The organism is Dactylosporangium sp. CA-152071, from assembly GCF_050936335.1.
In the GTDB taxonomy this organism is placed as follows: domain Bacteria; phylum Actinomycetota; class Actinomycetes; order Mycobacteriales; family Micromonosporaceae; genus Dactylosporangium; species Dactylosporangium maewongense.
In genome coordinates, this window is record NZ_JBNJMZ010000002.1 from 1,754,418 (window position 1) to 1,775,045 (window position 20,628).

Annotated in this window: 13 protein-coding genes; 8 read left to right on the top strand and 5 right to left on the bottom strand. The window is 74.0% G+C overall.

Going from position 1 to position 20,628, the window contains the following annotated elements; translation table 11 throughout:
* Positions 1-90: 90 nt before the first annotated feature.
* Positions 91-1,665: an ABC transporter substrate-binding protein gene (locus ACQEVZ_RS47725; protein ID WP_344500362.1), complete on the bottom strand. Its 1,575-nt coding sequence runs from the start codon at positions 1,663-1,665 to the stop codon at positions 91-93.
* Between the two features lie 218 nt (positions 1,666-1,883).
* On the opposite strand from ACQEVZ_RS47725, the gene ACQEVZ_RS47730 reads away from it, so the two are divergent.
* Positions 1,884-3,347 (top strand): aldehyde dehydrogenase family protein, encoded by a 1,464-nt coding sequence (locus tag ACQEVZ_RS47730; RefSeq protein WP_433381042.1) that lies wholly within the window; start codon positions 1,884-1,886, stop codon positions 3,345-3,347.
* 66 nt (positions 3,348-3,413) lie between these two features.
* Positions 3,414-4,685: a glycosyltransferase 87 family protein gene (locus ACQEVZ_RS47735; RefSeq protein ID WP_433381045.1), complete on the top strand. Its 1,272-nt coding sequence runs from the start codon at positions 3,414-3,416 to the stop codon at positions 4,683-4,685.
* Between the two features lie 400 nt (positions 4,686-5,085).
* Here ACQEVZ_RS47735 and ACQEVZ_RS47740 read toward each other — a convergent pair whose 3' ends face one another.
* From ACQEVZ_RS47740 to ACQEVZ_RS47750, 3 genes are all read right to left on the bottom strand, one after another.
* A complete protein-coding gene (locus ACQEVZ_RS47740) occupies positions 5,086-7,434 on the bottom strand; it encodes an Hsp70 family protein (RefSeq protein WP_433381048.1) in 2,349 nt (782 codons plus the stop codon).
* 154 nt (positions 7,435-7,588) lie between these two features.
* Entirely contained in the window at positions 7,589-8,497 is a 909-nt protein-coding gene (locus ACQEVZ_RS47745; RefSeq protein WP_344500353.1) for a LysR family transcriptional regulator, read from the bottom strand.
* A 38-nt stretch (positions 8,498-8,535) separates the two neighbouring features.
* Positions 8,536-9,558, bottom strand: coding sequence for a YeiH family protein (locus tag ACQEVZ_RS47750; protein WP_433381051.1), 1,023 nt, complete (start codon positions 9,556-9,558; stop codon positions 8,536-8,538).
* A 166-nt stretch (positions 9,559-9,724) separates the two neighbouring features.
* On the opposite strand from ACQEVZ_RS47750, the gene ACQEVZ_RS47755 reads away from it, so the two are divergent.
* Both ACQEVZ_RS47755 and ACQEVZ_RS47760 read left to right on the top strand, forming a co-directional pair.
* Positions 9,725-11,176 carry an alpha-amylase gene (locus tag ACQEVZ_RS47755; protein WP_433381054.1) on the top strand — a complete coding sequence of 484 codons (1,452 nt, stop codon included), beginning with the start codon at positions 9,725-9,727 and terminating at the stop codon, positions 11,174-11,176.
* 174 nt (positions 11,177-11,350) lie between these two features.
* Positions 11,351-11,560, top strand: a complete 210-nt coding sequence (locus ACQEVZ_RS47760) for a hypothetical protein (RefSeq protein ID WP_433381057.1) — start codon at positions 11,351-11,353, stop codon at positions 11,558-11,560.
* A 67-nt stretch (positions 11,561-11,627) separates the two neighbouring features.
* On the opposite strand, the gene ACQEVZ_RS47765 is transcribed toward ACQEVZ_RS47760, so the two are convergent.
* Positions 11,628-14,582 carry a fibronectin type III domain-containing protein gene (locus tag ACQEVZ_RS47765; RefSeq protein WP_433381060.1) on the bottom strand — a complete coding sequence of 985 codons (2,955 nt, stop codon included), beginning with the start codon at positions 14,580-14,582 and terminating at the stop codon, positions 11,628-11,630.
* Positions 14,583-14,754: 172 nt separating this feature from the next.
* Between ACQEVZ_RS47765 and ACQEVZ_RS47770 the strand changes: the two genes are divergently transcribed.
* From ACQEVZ_RS47770 to ACQEVZ_RS47785, 4 genes are all read left to right on the top strand, one after another.
* Positions 14,755-16,086: a histidine kinase gene (locus tag ACQEVZ_RS47770; protein WP_433381063.1), complete on the top strand. Its 1,332-nt coding sequence runs from the start codon at positions 14,755-14,757 to the stop codon at positions 16,084-16,086.
* A complete protein-coding gene (locus tag ACQEVZ_RS47775) occupies positions 16,083-16,721 on the top strand; it encodes a response regulator (protein WP_433381066.1) in 639 nt (212 codons plus the stop codon). Before ACQEVZ_RS47770 ends, ACQEVZ_RS47775 begins: the two co-directional genes overlap by 4 nt.
* 125 nt (positions 16,722-16,846) lie before the next feature.
* Positions 16,847-17,269, top strand: coding sequence for a DUF6326 family protein (locus ACQEVZ_RS47780; RefSeq protein ID WP_433381069.1), 423 nt, complete (start codon positions 16,847-16,849; stop codon positions 17,267-17,269).
* Between the two features lie 36 nt (positions 17,270-17,305).
* Positions 17,306-20,359 carry a hypothetical protein gene (locus tag ACQEVZ_RS47785; protein WP_433381072.1) on the top strand — a complete coding sequence of 1,018 codons (3,054 nt, stop codon included), beginning with the start codon at positions 17,306-17,308 and terminating at the stop codon, positions 20,357-20,359.
* Positions 20,360-20,628: the final 269 nt, after the last annotated feature.

Genomic DNA, 20,628 nt, shown 5'->3' on the forward strand with positions numbered 1-20,628 from the left:
CCGGTATCGGCCATTCGTATCGTCCTTCTGATCAGGTGCCGGCACCGTCTTGCCTGGTGCCGGCACCATTGAACGAGTCGGGAAGATCAGCTACTTGAAATACACTGTCTCCCAGGAAGTGTTCGTCGAGCTGTCGATTGTGTAACCGGCCACACCGCTGCTGTAGGCGATGACTTTGAGCCCGTTGTTGAAGAACAATGCCGGCGGGTTGTCGTGGATCGCCTTGGCGAGCGCCTTGAGTGTTTCCGCCCGCTCCGGGGTGCCCACGGTCTGAGTCAGGGCCTTGCTGATCAGGTCCGCCTGGGTCTGGTCGCACCACGAGCCGGGCTTGCGCAGGCAGCTGTTGAAGGAGTAGGCCTTCGTCGCGTCCTGGGTCGGCGCCGTGAGGTAGGCCGTGGTGAACATGTCGGCCGGCCACTGCCCCTTGAGCAGGTAGCTGGTCATGTTCGCGGTGGTCTCCTGCTTCATGGTCAGCTTGATCCCGACCTTGGCGAGGTCGCTCTGCGCCTGGGCCAGGAAGTCCTTGTCGCCGGCGAAGGCGCCGAGGGAGTAGACGCCGGTGAGCTCGAAGCCGTTCGGGTAGCCGGCCTGGGTGAGCAGGTCCTTGGCCTTGGCCTGGTCGTACGGGTAGGGCTGCAGGCCGTCGTCGTGACCGGTGGTGCCGGGGGCGGTGCCCTGGCTGGCCACGGTGGTCAGGCCCTGGAACACCGACTTGATGACCGCGTCCTTGTCGACGGCGTAGTTGATCGCCTGGCGGACCAGTGGGTTGTCCAGCGGCTTCGAGCCACCCGTGGACGCGATGAACTGCAGCAGGAAGACGGCCTGGTTCTTCAGCGGGAAGACCGTGAAGTTCTTGGCCTTGACGTTGTCGATCTGGTCGAGGTCCAGCAGGGTGTTGATGTCGGCCGCGTTGGACAGGATCGCGTTGGTCCGCGCCGTCTGGTCCGCGACCTGCTTGATCTGGAGGTTGCCGATGATCGGCTTCCGCCACGACGTCGGGTTGGCCTTCATCGCGATCTCGGTGCTGCTGATCGACGTGACCGTGTAGGGGCCGGTGCCGATCGGGGCCTTGGCGAAGCCGTCCATCCCGACCTCGGCGAGGTACTTCGGCGGCACGATGTACAGCGCCGCGATCTCCTGCGGCAGCACCCCGTCGGGCTTGGAGCTGGTGATGTTGACGGTGGCGGCGTCGACCTTGGTCGCCCCGGACACCGTCGGGTTGTACAGCTTGGCGACGCTGCCGGTGCCGGCGGCGCCGAGCAGGGTGGTCACGGTCGCCACGACGGCGTCGGCGTCGACCGGCTCGCCGTTGGAGAACTTCACGTCGGTGCGTAACGAGAACTGCCAGGTGGTGTCGTTGACACGGTTCCAGGACTTGGCGAGCCACGGCACGGGCGTGCCCGTGTTGTCGACCCGGGTGAGCGCGTCGAAGATCGCCGAGGTGGACTCGGCCCGAGGGGGCGACGCCGCCTGGAACGGCTGTCCGAGGAACTGCGAGATCGAGGGCACGACGACGCGCAGCGTGGCCGCGGCGTTCTTGGCCTCGTCGGGCTTGCCGGACGAGGCGGCCGACGGGTCGGAGCTGGTAGAGGATCCGCCGCAGGCGGCCAGGGTGGTGGTCAGGGCCAGAATCGAGCAGGTCAGAGCCGTCCTCAAACGGGTCACCGGGTCTCCTTCACGTTAGCGAGAGATGGTCGCGACCGGGCTATGACGCGGAGCAATGCCTCCTCGCGCACGCGGCCGATCCCACCCGTGGCGTCGCTGCGGAAGCTGAGTACAGACACTACGCTCATGTACCGGAGTACACTATCAGAGTTAACTGACTCGTAATAAGAGCCGGTCAGGACCTTTTCCGAAGCGGCGGAAGACACCAGGAGTTGTGTGTGGAAACCTACGTGAATCACCTCTACGTCGCAGGTCGCCGCGAAAGCGCCCACAGTGGTGCGCGGCTGGGCATCACCAACCCGGCCACCGAGGAAGAATTCGGATCAATCGCTGACGCCGACGACACCGACGTCGACGTCGCGGTGCGCGCCGCCCGCACCGCCCTGACCGCCGACGCCTGGCGCAGCCTGACCCCCGCGGCCCGCGCCGACCTGCTCGACAACCTCGCCACGGTGCTGGACCGGCGCGCGGACGAGTTCGTCGAGGTCCTCCTGCCGCAGAACGGGTTCCCCGTCACCATGCAGCGCCTGCACGTCATGGGCGCCGCCAACCTCTACCGCTACTACGCCGGCGTCGTCCGCACCTACGAGTTCGAGGAACTGCGCACCTACCGCGGCTCGAACACCCTCGTGCGGAAGGAACCGGTCGGGGTCGCCGGCCTGATCGCGCCCTGGAACGGCCCCCAGCCCCTGGCCGCGTTCAAGATCGCGCCGGCGCTGGCCGCCGGTTGCACCGTGGTGCTCAAGCCCGCACCGCAGACCAGCCTCGACGCGTTCCTGCTCGCCGACGCCGTCGCCGAGGCCGGCTTCCCGCCCGGCGTCTTCAACGTCATCACCGGCGGCGCCGCCACAGGCGCCACGCTCGTCGCCCACCCCGGCGTCCGCAAGGTCGCATTCACCGGCTCCACGGCGGCCGGCCGCGCGATCGCCCAGGCCTGCGCCGCGGACTTCAAGCCGGTGACCCTCGAGCTCGGCGGCAAGTCGGCCGCCATCCTGCTCGAGGACGCCGACATGGAGCTCTTCGCGGCCAAGGCCGCGCGGCTGTGCGCGCCGGAGACCGGCCAGGTCTGTTTCTCCCACACCCGCGTGCTGGCGCCCCGCGCGCGGTACGACGAGACGGTCCAGGCCGTCACCGCCGCGCTGGCCGCCACCGTCACCGGCGACCCGCGCAAGGAGGACACGACCATGGGCCCGCTCATCTCACAGACCCAGCGCGAACGCGTCGAGCAGTACATCGCGCTCGGCCGGGAACAGGGCGGCCGGGTCGTGCTCGGCGGCGGGCGGCCCACCGGCCTGGACCGCGGCTACTACCTCGAGCCGACCGTCTTCGACCAGGTCGACAACAGCATGCGGATCGCCCGGGACGAGATCTTCGGCCCGGTCGTCGCGGTCATCCCGTACGGCAGCGAGGCCGAGGCGATCGCCATCGCCAACGACTCCGACTACGGCCTCGCCGGCTGCGTCTTCAGCCAGGACGTCGAGCACGCCCTGCAGGTCGCCCGGCAGATCGAGACCGGTTCGATCGGTGTCAACATGTACGGCACCTCGCACGCCGCCCCGTTCGGCGGGGTGAAGGCCAGCGGCATGGGCCGCGAGCTCGGCCCGGAAGGACTGACCGCCTACCTCGCCTACAAGGCGATCTACGGCGCCCCGGACGACGCGGTCCTGGCGCCGGCGGGCTGATTCGCACCGACCCGCCATGGTCGAACGGTTGAGGCCCGCCGGACCGCCGGCGGCTACCGTGATCGCATGCGGCAGCGGGTGGCGTACGTCGCGACCGGCGCCGGCCTCCTCGCCGCCGTGCTCGTCAGCGCCACCCTGACCAGCTGGAACGGCCTGTTCGACCTGCGGGTGTACCGCGGCGCCGTCAGCTCCTGGCTGGCCGGCGGGGATCTGTACGCGTACCTGCTGCCCGGCAGCCCGTACGGGTTCACCTACCCGCCGGCCGCCGCGATCCTCATGGCGCCGCTCGCCGTCGCGCCCTGGCCGGTCGCCGTCGGCGCGAGCTTCGTGGTGAGCGCCGCCGCGCTGACCGGGGTGCTGTCCTGGCTGGTCGGCCCCCTCACCGCCCGCACCGGCTGGCCGCCCGGAGCGGTGCTGCTCTGCGCGACCGCCGGCGCCGCCATGCTCGACCCCGTCCGGGCGGTGTTCTCGTTCGGCCAGGTGAACCTGGTGCTGCTCGGGCTCGTGGCCGCCGATCTCGGGCTGCTCGTCGCGCGGCGGCACCGCCTCGCCGGGATCGGCATCGGGCTGGCGGCCGCGGTGAAACTCGTCCCGCTGGTGTTCGTGCTGTACCTGCTGGCGACCAGGCGACACCGGGCGGCCGCCACGGCCGCGGCCACGTTCGGTGCGGCCGGCGCCCTGACCGCCGCCGTCGCGCCGGACGCCTCCCGGCGGTTCTGGCTCGGCGCCCTCTTCGAGCTCGGCCGGGTCGGCGAACCCGGGTTCGTGTTCAACCAGTCGTTGTACGGCGCGCTGGTGCGGCTGCTGCCGGATGCGGCCGCCGTGCCGGCGTGGGTGGCGCTGTCGGCGGTCCTCGCCGCCGCCTGGTGCTGGGCGGTGCGCCGCACCGGCGACGTGCGGCTCGGGCTCGCGCTCACCGGGGCGCTCGGCTGCCTCTGCAGCCCGATCAGCTGGGGCCACCACCTGGTGTGGCTCATCCCCGCGCTGGTGGTGCTGGCCGAGTCGGGCGCGGTCGCCGTCGCGGGCGGGGCCTGGGCGGTGCTGTGCAGCCGGCTCATCTGGACCACCGAGGGCGACCGGGCGATCGTGGCCGCGGTCGTCGGCAACGTCTACGTCCTGGCGAGCCTGGCACTGTTCGCAGCGCTGCTGCGCACGGCGATCGAGACCGGCGCCCCGCACCCGCCGACGGCCGTGACTGGCGGCAGCACCCCGAACCCAGCGGCGTTCATGACCGGCGACGGTGCCCCGGAGCCAGCGGCGGCCAAGACCGGCGGCGGCACCCAGGGTCCGACGGCGGCCTTGACGGCGGCGGCGCCCCAAGCCCAACGACAGCCTTGACCAACAGCCGCACCCAGCTCCCGACGACGACGGCGGCGCCCCGAGCCAGACAGCGGCCTCGACCGACAGCGGCCTTGAACGACGCCGGCACCCAGGCCCAGCGGCGGCCTTGACGGTGGCGGCGATCCGAGCCCGACCGCGGCCTTGACCGACGGCGGCACGCAGGGCCTGACGGCGGCGGCACCGCGAGCCCAACGGCAGCCCTGACCGACGACCGCGCCCCGCACCCAGCGGCGGCCAAGCATCCGAGCCCGACGGCGCCCTGACGGCGGCGCCGCGAACCCAACCGCGGCCTTGACCAACGGCGGCACCCCGGCCCGATGGCGGCCTTGACCGACGGCGGCACCCCGCGCCCAGCGGCGACCGGGCGCCCCGGGCCCCGGCGGCGGCCGCCGTGCGCTCAGCGACCGACGGCGCCGCCCAGTTTGCCGCCGCTGACCTGCTCGATCGCGGCGGTCACCCGCCGCGCCGGCATCCCGGCGGCGTCGAGGTCCGCGAACACGAACGCTGTCCCGCTGAACAGGATGCGGCGGTGCGCGGACGCCGGACTGTGCAGCTCGCTGCGGTCGGCCGGCACGATCACGACCGAACGGTGCCGGTTGGCTCCGACCCGCTGCACGGTGACGGAGTGCACGTCCGCCCAGCGGTACGCATCCGTCTCGATCGCCATCCGCGCACCCGCGGCCGACGGCGGCGCCTGCCGGAGCTGTCCGAGCCACCGGTGGCGCCCGGCTTCGATCCGGCGGAGCTTGAGCACGCCGTGGGCCAGCCCGGCGAGCCCGGCCAGGAACGGCAGGATGAGCAGCCAGCCCTGGTCGCCGTCCTCGAACCAGTACTCGACGAAGCAGATGGACCCGATGGCCAGCGCGAGCGACGGCACGATCCAGCCGAACGCCTTGAGCCGCAGATCCGGGCCGGGGTCCTGCTCGAGCAGCCGCAGCCCGGTGCCGTCGACGTGCAGCTGGCGGCGCCGCAGCAGCCCGCCCACCGCAGATGCCGCCGCCACGAGCATCAGGCACCCGGGCAGGCATAGGAACAGCAGGGCGCTGGCCGCCTCCTCCTCACCGTAGAACGAGGTGGTGTAGGAGTACGAGCTGTAGTAGGTGCGTGCCTCGTCGGCGGCGAGCGTGATGCCCAGGAGGTAGGCGGCGATACCGATCACGGTCAGCACCACGGCCTGCACCGCGGTCCCGGCAGGCATCGTGATGAACTCGGCCGGGCGGCTGCCGCCCTGCGGCGGCACCGACGGCACCGATGGCACACCTGGGTAGCCCGTGCCGAGTCCCGGCTGTGGCGGGTACGGTCCGGCCGGCCACTCCGCCGACGGCTGGAACGCTCCGCTCACCGGCGAGTCCATCCCGACCGGCGCCGACACCGGCGCATTCGGCCCGCTGACCGGCGCGACCGCCGGCGACCCGGGCGGCGTGAACGGCGCGCTGACCGGCGCGGCAAACGGCCCGCTGACCGGCACCGAGACCGCGGGCGACACCGGCCCGGCCGCCGGTGAGGCGGGCGCGACCGGCGCTCCGTGCGGGAACCCCTGCGCGACCGGTGCGGCGGCGGGCGAGGCGGGTGCCGCCGGCGCGGCGGCCGGGGTGACGGGCGCGGCGGGCTGGGTGAACGGCGGCGAGACCGGTCCGGCGGCCGTGGCGAACGCCGGTGCCGGCAGGTGCGCCACCGACCGCAGCGCCCCCTCGGCCACCACCAGCTCCGGCTGGTCCAGCACCGTCGGTGCGATCCCCGTCGCCTGATGCAGCATGGTGGCGATCAGCGGCATCCGCGTCCCGCCGCCGACCAGGAACACCGCGCCGACCTGCTCCGGCGCGACCCGCGCCTCCCGCATGCACTGCGTGGTGATCCGGATGGTGTCGGCGAGCCGCGGCCGGGCCAGTTCCTCGAACTGCTCGCGGGTGACGAGGACGTCCTGGTCGACCAGCGGCACGAGCAGCGCCGCCGAGGACTGGGCGGACAGCGCCTCCTTGACCTCCGACGCGTCCTGCCACAGCGTCCGGAACGCCCGGCTCTCCGCGGTCGTGCTCGGGTTGCGCAGCCGCCGCCACTCGTCCGGGGCGGTGTGGCCGACGATGTCACCGACGATCGACAGCACGATCTCGTCCAGGTCCAGGCCGCCGAAGTCGTCGAGGCCGCGGAACGACAGCGGCTCGAACGTCTCCGGGCCGCGGCGCACCACCGACACGTCGAACGTGCCCGCGCCCAGGTCGTAGACCACCAGGCAGCCACCCTGGGGCAGCTCGCGGCCGAGCACGGTCGCGAAATACGTCGCCGCGGCCGTCGGCTCCGGCAGCAGCGTCACCTCGGGCAGGCCGGCGTGCCGGGCGGCGTCGAGCAGCACGGACTGGCGGGCGGGGCCCCACTCGACCGGGCAGGTGATGACGACCCTCGCCGGTGGCTCCGACAGGGCCCGCACGGCCTCCTGCCAGACCCGGCCGAGGGTCGCGCCGACGAGCGTCACGATCGGCACCGACTGCTCGCCGAGCAGCAGCTCCAGGTCGTCGACGCGGCGCTTCGGATTCGGCTCATAGGCCTGCGGGACCAGCCGCGCCTTGCGCTGCGCCGCCCGGCCCGTCAGCAGCCTGCCGTCGTCGTCGACGCAGACGGCGGAGGGCAGCAGCGGGGAGCTGTCGAACAGCAGCGGCCGCACCCGGCCGTCCGGCCAGGACAACATGGCCACGGTGTTGGAGGTGCCGTAGTCGATGGCCAGCCATGACTGTGCTTGCGGGTACGCCACGGGGCAGAGCTTAAGGGAGCCCTACGACGATTTCGGGACGGAAGATCACGACGTCCGGACGGTTTCATCGGCCGAACGACCCATCGTTTTCAGTCAGTGCACGTCACGGCCGGGCGTACTTCCGGCGCGCCGAATTGGGCGCTCGTCGCGGCGTTCACCGCGCCGCGATGTCGAGCAGTTCCGCCGCCACGGCGGTCGGGGTGCGGCCGAGCCACAAGGCGTGCAGCGGGCGGGACAGGTGCAGGCCCGCCACCCGGAGCTCGACCAGGTCGCCGGCGGCGACGGCGGGCGCGGCGGCGCGGGCGCTGATCACGCCGACGCCGCCGCCCGCGCGGACCGTGGCGAGGATCGTCGTGGTCGAGCCGAGGCTGATGGCGTGCGGCAGTACAGGCGGGAAGCCGAGCGCCTGTTCGAGCGCGTTCAGGAAGGTGTCGCGGGTGCCGGAGCCCGGCTCCCGCAGCAGGAGCGGCTGGTCGGCGAGGTCGCTGGGCCGCAGCTCGCGCCAGGCGTGCGCGGCGAGCGGGTAGCTGGCGGCGACGACCAGGGCGAGCCGGTCCTCACCGACGGCGCGGGAGCCGAGGTCCGCGGGGATGTCGGGCGACTCGACGAAGCCGAGGTCGGCCACGCCGCGGCGGACGGCCTCGACGACGCCCTGGCTGTTCGCCACGTCAGCGGCGATGTCGAGGCCGGGGTGGGTGCGGCGCAGGCTCAACAGCCATCCCGGCAGCAGGTGCTCGGCCACGGTGAGGCTCGCCGAAAGTCGCAGCCGCGCCTGCCGGTCGGCGCGCAGGGTCAGCACGCCGTCGGCGAGTGCGTGCGCGGCGTCGATGACGCCGTGCGACCAGGCGACGACCGCCTCGCCGGCGGGGGTGAGCAGGCTTCCCCGCCGGGAGCGCACCAGCAGGGACACGCCGAGGCGGCGCTCCAGCTTCGCCAGCCGCGCGCTCGCGCTGGGCTGGGTGATCCCGTGCGCCTGCGCCGCGCGCCCGACGCTGCCGGTCTCGGCGACGGAGACCAGGAGGTCGAGCGCCGGCAGGTCGTTCATCCAGGGCGGCAGCGGCATCGTGCGCAGTCTGTCACAGCCGCCCTCCGGCCGGGCCGTCATCCGGTGAGCAGGTGCTGCAGCCCGAGGCTGGTCGCGCTGACCGCGACCCAGAGGATGAGGCCGAGCAGCAGCGGCCGGACACCGGCCCGGCGCATGGCCGCCACGTCGGCGGACAGGCCCACCCCGGCGAGGGCGATCGCGATGCACAGCAGCGCCAGCCGGTGCAGCGCCTCCTGCCCCCCGGCCGGGATCAGGCCGCCGGTGTTCAGCGCGGCGACGCCGAGGAACGCGATCAGGAACCACGGGACGAGGGAGGCCGCCAGACGCGCCTTCGACGTCTGCACGGGCTCCTCACGGCGGCGCGTCCAGGCGGTCACGGCGAGCACCACCGGAATGATCATCAGCGTCCGGGCCAGCTTGACGACGACCGCGTACCGGTCCGCGTCGCCGCCGAAGGCGCCCGCGGCGGCCACCACCGAGCTGGTGTCGTTGACCGCCGTGCCCGCGAACAGCCCGAACGCGTGCGGGCTCAGGCCGAGCGCGTGGCCGAGCGGCGGGAAGACCAGCACGGCGGCGACGTTGAACACGAAGATCGTCGAGATGGCGTACGCCACGTCGCCGCCCTTCGCCCGCAGCGCGGGGGTGGTGGCCGCGATGGCGGAGGCGCCGCAGATGCCCGTGCCGACACCGATCAGCGTGCGCAGGTCGCCGGACACCCCGAGCCGGCGGCCGGCCAGCCAGGCCAGCAGCAGGCACACCGCCAGGGTGCCGAGCATGACCGGCAGCGACCCCGCGCCGACGTGCAGCACCTCGCCGAGCGACAGCTGGGCACCCAGCAGCACGACGGACATCTGCAGGACCGGCCCCTTGGCCAGGTCCAGCCCCGGTCGCAACGCCTCGGACCGGCGCCGGGCCAGCGGGCTCAGCAGCACTCCGGCGACGACGGCGAAGACCGGCGCGCCCAGCACGGGCACCCGCGCGCCGAGCGCGGCCGCGGCCGCACCGAGCACGACGGCCGCACCGAGCCCGGCGGCGTGCACCGGCACGCGACGCCCACGAGCCTCAGCAAGAACGATCACCAACTCAGGCTCCGGCCCGGCGGAACGCTCCGGTAGCGGCCGATCCGGAACCACGGTCATAGACATCGCCTATGACCTCGCCGGTACACCGGCCGCGTCGAGGTTGCCGGTAGCAGGCACGGTCATCGATACTTGGGTTTCCGCCGCCTTGTCATTGGAGCACCCCATGCCGAGCTGCCGGCCCCTGGCTGCCGTCCTGTCCGCCGTCGTGCTCGCGACGCTGACCACCACCGTGGCGACCGTCGCGACACCGTCCCAGGCCGCCACCGCCGGGCCGAAGACCGTCATCGCCAACCTGTTCGAGTGGAACTGGACCTCGGTCGCGTCCGAGTGCACTTCGTTCCTCGGGCCGCGCGGCTACGGCTACGTCCAGGTCTCCCCGCCGCAGGAGCACGTGCGGGGGCAGGAGTGGTGGGTCGCGTACCAGCCGGTCAGCTACCGCATCGAGTCACGCAAGGGCACCCGGGCGCAGTTCCAGTCGATGGTCAGCGCCTGCCACGCCGCCGGGGTCAAGGTCATCGTCGACGCGGTCGTGAACCACATGGCCAACACCGACAAGAGCGGCCCGGGCTGGGCCGGATCCGCCTGGACGCACTACGACTACCCCGGCACGTACCAGACCCAGGACTTCCATCACTGCGGGCGCAACGGCAACGACGACATCGTCAACTACAACGACCGCTACGAGGTGCAGAACTGCGAGCTGGCGAACCTGGCCGACCTCGACACCGGCGCCACCTATGTGCGTGACCGGCTCGCCGGCTACCTCAACGACCTGCTGTCGCTGGGCGTCGACGGCTTCCGGATGGACGCCAGCAAGCACATGCCCGCCGCCGACATCGCCGCGCTGAAGGCCAGGCTGTCCCGGTCCGTGTACATGGTGCAGGAGGTCATCTACGGCGCGGGCGAGCCGATCACCCCGCAGGAGTACACCGGCAACGGCGACGTGCACGAGTTCCGGTACGGCAAGGACCTCGCCCGCGTGTTCCGCAACGAGCGGCTCGCGTACCTCTCCAACTTCGGCGAAGGCTGGGGGTACATCCCGAGCAACGTCGCCAACGTGTTCGTCGACAACCACGACACCCAGCGCGACGTCCCCGGCACCCTGACCTACCGCGACAACGGCATCTACGCCCTGGCCAACGCGTTCATGCTGGCGTGGCCGTACGGCTCCCCCACGGTGATGTCCAGCTACGAGTTCACCGACCGCAACCAGGGCCCGCCGTCGGACGCGTCCGGGCGCACCAACAACAGCACCTGCTTCACCGGCGGCTGGCGATGCGAGCACCGCTGGCAGGCCATCGCCAACATGGTCGCCTTCCGCAACGCCGTCACCGGCACCGGCGTCGTCAACTGGTACGACAACGGCTTCCAGCACATCGCGTTCGGCCGTGGCAGCGCCGGCTACATCACCATCAACGACGAGGACTTCGCGGTCACCGGCCGCTCGTACCGCACGAACATGCCCGCCGGCCGCTACTGCGACGTCATCCACGGCGAGAAGAGCGGCACCACCTGCACCGGCCCGGTCATCACCGTCGACGCGACCGGCTGGTTCCGCACGGACGTCGCCGCCCACGACGCCGTCGCCATCCACACCGGCGCCCGCATCTCCTGAAGGAACTGCCTCAGTCCGACTCGCCCCGCCATACCTCGGCGAACCGGACACCCTGCTCCGAGTCCAACGCCTCGACCAGCTGCCGCGCGCAGAACATGGGTCCGTTCGGCACCTGGGGAATCCGGAATGCGACGGTGTCCGCAATCTCGGCGCCCTTGAACGCAGATCCGCACGGTGCACGACAAGCTCGCCGAGTGGTACGCCGGCAAGGGCGGCGCCTACCGGGCGCCCGCGCCGGTGACCGGCCTCGCCGACCACGACGGGTTCTGGCCGGTCCTGACCACGGCACCCGGCCGTTACCTGACCAACGACCTGACGGCGCTGTACACGTCGCCGGACGGGCTGCACTGGACCCGGCTGCCGGTGGCGGTGCCGCCCGGCTGAGGCCCCGGCCCCCGACCCCGCCCGGCCGGACCCCGCGGTCCGGCCGGGTTCACGTGCGCGGCCGGGTTCACGTGCGCGGGCGGCCGATGGCCGTCAGCGTGGCGCCGGTCAGGACCGAGGCGACGCCGAGCAGCAGCATCCAGGTCAGGGCGAGGCCGGTCACCGGCAGGCCGGCGCCCGCCGCCTGGACCGTCACCGTGAACGCCAGCGTGTGTGTCACGCCCGACCGGTCCACGCCCAGCGCCACCACCGTGTGCTCGCCGCTCGCCAGGCTCGCCGGCACCGTCACCGGCTGGTGCACGTCGCCTTGCGCGTCGGCCACCGCCGTGGCCAGGAGCGCCGGCGCCGAATAGATCGCGATGGTGACCGTCGAGTGCGGGGCGAAGCCGTGACCGACGACGGTGACCTGCTGGCCCGGGGTGGCGGTGTGGATGTCGCCCTGGTCGGTGGTGAGGGTCGCGTCGGGGGCCGGGGTGCTGGCCGGCACGGGTGGCGACGTCGCGGTCGCCGCGTTGGTGACCGCCGGCGCCGAGTCGCGGCCGAAGGTGCCCTCCGCGACGATCTTCACGGTGTACGAGGTGCCCGCGACCGCGCCCAGCACACAACTGGTGTCGGTGGCCTCGGCGTGGCACGTGGCGGGTCCCGGGTCCGCGGTCAGCAGGTAGCCGCCGATGCCTGAGCCGGCCGCGGGCGGGGTCCACTGCACGGTGATCGAGGCGACGCCGCCGGTCGCGGTCGCCGTCGGGGCGTCCGGTGCGGCGCTCGGCGTCGCGGTGACCGGCTGGCTCGGGTCCGAGTCCACGGCTCCCGACGCGTACACCTTGATCGTGTAGGCGGTGGCGTTGGTCAGGCCGTGGATGACGCAGGTGAGGGCCGGGGCGGTGGCCCGGCAGTCCGACGCCGGGGTGCTGGAGCCGGCCGGGTACGCGGCCGCGTGGTAGGTGTCCGCGGTCGCGGGCAGGCCGGCGGTCCACGTGACGGTGACCTGCCCGTCGCCCGCCTCCGCGCTCGTGATGGTGGGGATGCCCGGCGCGGCGACCACGGTGGACGGGGCCGACCCGTCGGACGGGCTGCCCGTGCCGGCGGCGTTCACCGCGGTCACCCGGGCCCGGTAGCCGGCGCCGGTGTCGAGGCCGCTGACGTCGCACGGGCTCGCGGTGGGGCCGGCACAGTCGCCGCTGGTGACGGCGGTGTACGCGCCGCCGTCCTTCGAGAGTTCGACGGTGAAGCGCGCCGCGGGTGTGGCGCTGCTGGTCGGGTAGGTCCACGCGACGCGCAGCTTGCGGTCGCCGGCGACGGTCAGCACCGGTGTGCCGGGCGCCAGCGGGCCGGCGACGGCGGTGACCTCGGCCGACGGGACGGACTGGTTGCCTTCCATGGCCGACGCCACGGCGGAGATCTTGAACCGGTACGCCTGGCCGGGGGTCAGGCCGGTGACGGTGCACGGGCTGCTCACCGGCGTGCCGGCACACGTGCCCGAGCCGGCCGCGGTGTACGGGCCGCCGCTGGACACGTACACCTTGAACCCGGTGACGCTGCCGGACGGGCCGGTCCAGGCCACGGTGACGGTGCCCGACCCGGTGACCGTGACAGCGCCCGGTGTCGGCGCCGACGGTGCGGCCACGGCGGTGACGGCGGTCGACGGGTCCGACGCGGGCCCGCTGCCGGCGGCGTTGACCGCCACGATCTTGAACTGGTAGCTGCCGCCGCCGGTGAGGCCGGTGACGGTGCAGCCGCTGGTGACGGTGCCGGCCGCGCAGGTGCCGGCGGTGGCCGCGGTGTACGAGCCGCCGCCGAGCGACACCAGCACCTGGAAGTTGGTCGTGGGCCCGCTCGCGGTGGCCGGGTCGGTCCAGGTGACGGTGAGGGTGCCGTCGCCGGTCACGGAGGCCGCGGCGCCGGTCGGGGCGGCCGGCGGGCCGATGGCGGTGATGCTGACCGGGCTCGACGGCGAACCTTCCGCGCCGCTCAGCACGCTGGCGACGGTGAAGTAGTAGACCGTTCCCGGGGTGAGGCCGCCGACCGTGCAGGAGGTGCCGGTGACGCCGGAGCAGTCGCCGGAGGTCACGGCGGCGTACGACCCGCCGCTGGTGAGGCTCTGGTAGACGACGTAGGAGTCGGCGCCACCGCTGGGCGCGTCCCAGTCGAGCGCGACGTTGCCGGTGCCCGCGGCGACCTCGGCGGTCACGTTGTCGGGCTCGGGCGGGCCGAGGGTGGTGAAGGAGATCGAGCCCGCACCGTAGTTGTCGTCGCTGGCGAAGGTGGACGGCGAGTCCTCCCGGGCCGGGTCGACGTAGCTGCTCCCGCCGCCGCCCGGGCCGCCCTCGGCCGACGGGTTGGCGGTGGCGCCGCCTCCCCCGCCGCCGTAGTAGCCGCCGCCACCGCCGCTGCCGCTCTTCGAGCCGCTCGGGCCGCCGTTGCCGCCGTAGCCGAGGGTGCCCGCGCCACCCGGGGACGCGGCGCCGAATGCCGCGCCGCCCGCGCCGCCGGCGCTCTGGGTGCCGCCACCGCCCGGGGACGCGAAGCCGCTGCCCGCCGTGTTCGACGGGAAGGCCGGCGACGGGGGCTTGCCGCCACCGCCGCCGGGATAGACCGTCCCGCCGCCGCCACCGCCGGCGATCACGGTGCGGTCGCTCAACCCGCAGGAGTCCGTGGCGGCGCAGGTACCTTGGCGGATGTCGGAGGCGTCGCCGCCGGCGCCGCCGCCTGGCGCGGACAGGCCGCCACCGTTCCAGCCCGCGGTGCCGCCGACCATGACCTGGATCTTGTTGCCCAGCCCGGCGGGCGTCGTGATGACGGCGGTGACGGTGCCGCCGCCACCGCCCACACCGCCGCCGCCCTGGGAGCCCTTCACCACGACCTGCAGCTTCGTGGTGCCGGCCGGGATGGTGTACGTCTGCACCGCGCCCGTATAGGTGAACGTCGTGGTGGCGGCGTAGGCCGGCGTCGCCGAGAAGGCAACGAGACCGCCCGTTCCGAGCGCGGCAGCCAGGACAGCCGCAGCCTGTCGGACGAATTTCATGCACCACTCCAGACACCTAAGGTAATCGCACAGTAACGCTACGCATCCACCCGGGAGGCCCTTCGGCACAATCCGGGCGTCATCACGACGGGGTCGAACGGCGAGCAGGGCGGGCGTCGACGCCCCGGACCGCCTGGCGCGGCGGCACCGGCACGGCTGGCACGATGTGCTCGTGACCGGCCGGGAGCTACGGGAAGCGGGGTACCTCCTGCTCGGCGCCGTCTTCGGGGTGTTCTGGGCGGCGCTGGTCGGTTCGCTGTACCTGTCGGGCATCGTCACCCGGTTCGCGCCGGTGACCGTGGTGCTGCTGCTCGCCGCCCACCTGTTGCTGCGGCCGATCGGGCGGTTCGAGCGGCTCCTGGCCCGGGTCCTGCTGGGGCAGGACGTGGCGGCGCCGGCGCCGGTCGGGTTCCGGCGCGCTGTGTATCCGCGGCACCCGCGGTGGCGCCGGTTGGTCGACCCGTGGCGGTGGACGGCCGCGGCGGTCCGCGACCCGCACAGCTGGCGGGTGCTGGCGTGGACGCTGGTCCGTGCTGTCAGCGGGCCGCTCGGCGCCGCCGTCGTGCTGCTGTACGCCGCCTCGCCGCTGCTCGTGCTCTGGCCGCTGGTCGCGCTGGCCGACCGGATGAGCGACCGGATCGAGGTCGGGGCTGCCGGGACGGCCTGGTCGCTGCTCGGCCCGGTCGCGTTCGTCGCGGCGGTGCCGGTGCTGCGCGGCTCGCTGCGGGCCCTCGCGGGATGGCACCGCCGCCTCGCGGTCTGGGCGCTCGGCCCCGGCCGTAAGGAGGTCGAGGCCGCCGTGCTGGCCCGCGCCGTACGGGCCGAGGAACAGGTACGCATCGACCAGGAGCTGCACGACAGCATCGGCCATCTCCTGTCCATGATCGTGGTGCAGGCCGGGGCGGGTGCGCACGTGTTCGACCGTGACCCCGCCTTCGCCCGGGCCGCGCTCGCCACGATCGAGGAACGCGGGCGGGCCGCCCTCGGCGAGCTGGACCGCATCATCGCCGGCATCCGCGGGCACGGGCCCGACGCCCTCGCGCCGCTGCCGGGCGCCGGGGACCTCACCGCGCTGCTGGACGGCGCGGCCGGCGCCGGTCTGCGGGTGCGGTCCCGGATCCGGCTCGGGCCGCTGCCGCCGGTCGTCGGCCGCGGCGTGTACCGGGTGCTGCAGGAGGCGCTCACCAACGCCGCCAAGCACGCCCCCGGCGGCGACGTGGACGTCGACCTCGCCGCGGACGAGCGGATCGTGGCCCTGTCGGTCGTCAACCCGCTCCGGGAATCGTCGCCGGCCGCCGGGACGGGGCTCGGCCTGGCGTCGATCCGCGACCGGGTCGCGCTGCTCGGCGGGCACGCAACGGCCGGACGCACCACCGAGGGCGGGTTCGCGGTCCGCGCCGTCGTGCCGCTGGGCGCCGCCCTGCCCGACGGGGCCGCCGCCTGCCGCCTCACCGCCGGGTGCGACTGCCTGGGCTGCGCGCTGCACCGTACGGTGTGGCGATGAGGATCGCCATCGTCGACGACGATCCGCTCGTCCGGATCGGGCTGCGGGCCATCCTGGCCTCCGAGCCCGGGTGGGAGGTCGTCGCCGAGGCCGGCGACGGGGACACCGCGGTCGCGATCGCCGCCGCCGATCCCGCGCCCGACCTGCTCCTCATGGACGTGCGGATGCCCGGCACCGACGGGATCGAGGCGACCCGCCGCATCACCGCCGGCGGCACGACGGTGCGGGTGCTGGTGCTGACGACGTTCGAGGTCGACGAGTACGTGTACCGGGCGCTGCGCGCCGGCGCCAGCGGGTTCGTGCTGAAACGGACCCCGCCCGCACGGCTGATCGAGGCCGCGCGGGTGGTCGGCACCGGCGAGTCGCTGCTGTTCCCCGCCTCGACCCGCGGCATCATCGAACGCTTCGCCACCCCCTCCGGCGCGGGCCTGCCGGAGGTGTCCGAACGCGAACGGGACGTCCTGCGCCTGCTGGCCCGCGGCCTGTCCAACGCCGAGATCGCCACCGAACTGTTCCTGTCCGTGCAGACCGTCAAGTCGCACGTGGCGACGCTGCTGGCGAAGCTCGGCGTCCGCGACCGCACCCAGGCCGTCGTCGCCGCCTACGAGTCCGGCTTCGTCACCCCCGGGCAGTGAACTGATTCCCTCCAGAGGACCAGCCAGGTTCCCTCCGCGGAGGGTACGACCGCCGAGCCGCCCCACATACCGTCAGAACCGCCGCGCACCGGCGCGGCACTGACGCGGAAAGGCGGCCCACCACCGTGACCGGGACGACCCTGCTCCCCGACCAGACGACCCGCCGTGACCGGGCCGTCCTGCTCTCCACCCTCTGGATCTTCGCGGTGCTCAACTACCTGTACTGCGACGTCCTCGGCCACATGGACTCAGCCGTGCTGACCGACCTGCTCGACGGCGAGGTCGACGGCATGCGCATCAGCCCGGGGTTCCTCCTCGGCGCCGGCTTCCTCATGCAGCTGCCGATCTGGATGGTGCTGCTGTCACGGGTACTGCCGCAACGGGCCGCACGCTGGGCCAACATCGCCGCCGGCGCCGTGATGACCCTCGTCCAGGCGGTCTCCCTCGCCGTCGGCACCCCCGCGACGTACTACGTCCTGTACAGCGTCGTGGAGATCGGCTGCACCGCGTTCATCGTCTGGTACGCATGGACGTGGCGCACGGCTTGAGCGTGCGGGTTGACCCGGCACGCCATCATGATCGGCGTGACGGGCCCGGACCACTCCCCTGACCGCTACCTGACGCTGTTCGGCGGGCTCGACGCCGGCCTGCCGGCGCTCGACGCCGACCCGCTGCTGGCCGGCGTCGACGACCTCGCCCCGCTGCGGACCCTCGCCGTCGGCCTCGCCGCCGCCGGCCGCCACCGCGACCTGCGCCGCCTGCTGCTCACCGGCACGCTCGTCAACGTCTGGTTCGAGGCGCACGAGGCCCACGACGACGTGGAAGGTTTCCTCGCCGACGTCGACCTCGCCCGCCGGCACGCCGCCGCGGAGACCGACGCCGCACTCGCCGACGGCGGCCAGGCACGGTCACTCGTCGACGAGGTGTGGCTGGGCCTGGTCGCGGCGAGCGTCCACAGCCGCCGCGACCGCGCCTCCACGGAGGTCGCGGCCCGGCTGCGCGCGGCCGGGATCGGCACCGTCGACCGGCTGGCGCGCCACGAGACACCCCGCCGGGTGGACTACTGGCTCAAGCAGGGGCGTGCCAGCGGCGGGCGCTACCAGGTGCGGATCGTCGTGCACTTGCTGCCGGACGTCCCATCCGGCGACCGCCCGGCCCTGATCGCCGACACCCTCGAGCACACGCTCGCGTTCCGGCTCCCCGTGCCTGACCCCGACCGGCTGTGGGACGACGAGAACTACTGGCGCGGCGCCGCGATCGCCGACCTGGCCCCGCACCTGGGTCCGGGCCAGGCCTCGGCCGCGCTGAACGCCCTCGCCACCGTCGAGAACCCCTACTTCTACGAGGCCCTGGCGTGGGCCGCGCTCGTGCCGGTACTACCACCCGACCGACGCGACGAGGTCATCGCCCGGGCACTGTCGGTGGCCGCCACGATCTTCAGCGCCGGGCACCGCGGCGAGGCTCTCGCGGCCGTCGCCCCGCACCTGGACGCCGCGCAACTGCGGCGGGCCGTCGAGGCGGCCGCCGACTTCGACTGGCTCTACCAGGCCGACGCGCTGACGCCGCTCGTGCCGCACCTGCCCGCCGAGCATCTTGCCGGGGTGCTCGCGTTCGCCGTCGGCCACCCTTTCGAGACTCCCCGGGCCGCGCTGCTCGCAGCCCTTGCCCCGCGGCTGCCGGACCGGCTGCTGCCGCACGCGTTCGCCGCCGCCAAGGCCTTGACGTACCCGGAGCCGCGCGCCGAGGCCCTGACCGCGCTCGTGCCGCACCTGCCGGAAACGGTCCGCGCTGCCGCCGTCCGGCGAGCTTTGGACGCCGCCGCCACCAGCCCGGGGTGGCAGCGCGTCCGCACCCTGGCCGGCCTCGCCGCCCACCTGCCGGACCGGCTGACCGACCGGGCCCTCGACATCGCTGCGGCCATCGCCGACGAACAGGAGCGCGCGGCCGCCCTCGCCGGGCTCGCCCCGCACCTGCCGGCCCGCCACGTCGACGCCGCGCTGGCCGCGGCGACCGCGATCCACGACGAGGTGCACCGCGCCCACGGGCTGGAGGCCCTGGTCGCCCACCTGCCGGCCGATCGGGCCGCCCAGGGCCTCGCCACCGTGCCGACCCTGCACAGCCCGGCGCTGCGCGCCCGGGTCTGGACCGCGCTGGCGCCACGCCTCCCGGCCGGCATGCGCGCGGTGATCCTCCGCCGCGCGGTGGCCGCCGCCACGGCCGTCGGCGACCACGACTGGCGGGCCCGCGCCCTGACCGCACTCGCCCCGACCGCTCTCCGCCGGGCAACCGGCGCCCCAGACCGAGACCCCGGCGCCCGCGGCCAGGAACACGGCGGCTCCGGCCGCGACGACGTGACGGCGGATGGGGTGTTGGACGCCGTGCGCGGCATCGTGTCGGCCTCGGCGCGGGCACAGGCGCTCGTCGGGGTCACGCCGCATCTGCCCCCGGACCGACTCGGCGACGTGCTCGACATCGCCGCGACGATCACCGACCCGCGGGTCCGGGCGGAGGCCCTCGCCGGGCTCGCGCCGCATCTGCCCGCGCAGCAGTGCCGGGACGCCGTCGCCGTGGCGGCCCTCGCCGCGGACCGGGGCGCGCGGGGGCAGGCGTTGGCGGGCCTCACTCCGTATCTGCCCGAAGACGACCGCGCCACCGCCCTCGACCTCACGCTCGACATCGCCGAGGCCGAACCGAAGCACCGGGCCCGGATCCTCGTCGCCCTCGGGCACGCGACGGCGGCAGGCACGTTGCCGCCGCACGTGGCAGACCGGGCGCTGCGACTCGCCGCCGCGGTCGTCAACCACTACCAACGGGCGGACGCCCTGGCCGCACTCGCGCCGCACAGCCGGGACGCGCAGCCGGGCCCGCCCGCCGCGGCCGCCGGCACCCCCACCGAACAGGCGGACCTGCTCGACCGGGCAGTCGACAGCGCACTGCTCATCGACGACGAGCACTCCCGGGCCCGGGAGCTCGGCCGCCTCGCACCGCGCCTGCCCGCGCACCGCCGCGACCATGTGCTGCGGGCGGCGACCGGGATGTCCGGCGCGTACCCGCGGGCTCTCGCCCTGACCTGGCTCGCGCCCCACCTGCCGGCACCCGCCCGCGACGCCGCCGTCGCCGGCGCTCTCGCGGCCGCGGCCGAGGTCGACGACCTCAAACTCCGGGTGAGTGCCCTCAGCCGGCTGCTGCCCGTCCTTCCGGAGCACCAGCGCGTCGAGACCGGCGCCCAGGCCTTGGACGCCGCCGAGGCGATCGCCACCGAACCAGACACCGTCCGCGCTCGGGCAGGGCAGCCCGGACAGGCCCGGGCAAACGCCGTCGCCGAGATCGCCCCGCACCTGCCGGCGGCGCTGCTGCCCCGGGCCGCCACCGTGGCGGCCGGCACCGCCGGCGACCCACACAGCGACCACGCCGCGCACACGATGCTGGCGGTCGCCCACCGGGCCCGCCAGTGTCTCGACGCACAACCCGGTGCCGCGACCGCCCGGACCGCCGTGCTCGTCCTGCGGACCGGCCTCGACGCCCAGGACCGGCGCATCGGCCTCGCCGCCATCACCGGCCTCGCCGGAGCCATCGAGACGCTCGCCGGGACCAGCCCCGCGGCGGCCGTTCTCGGTACCGCCGCATGGTGGGCCTGACCGCCCAGCGACTCCAGCTGCGGTCGGGCGTCGCCGTCGCGGTCCGCCAGCTTCGCCGCCAGGTAGATGTCGTCGAACTGCTGGGCGAGCTGCCGGCGTGCCTGCTCAGCGCCGCTTCCGAAGCGTTCACGTCGGTCCTCCTCGCAATGGGCGTACACGGTTGCGGGGAGGACGGCCGCCGGGGTCAGGCAGATACGCCGGGTCGGCTTTGCGTCACAGAGGGCGGGAACGACATCACCCACGGTAAAGGGGGGCGACGACGTCGCGGT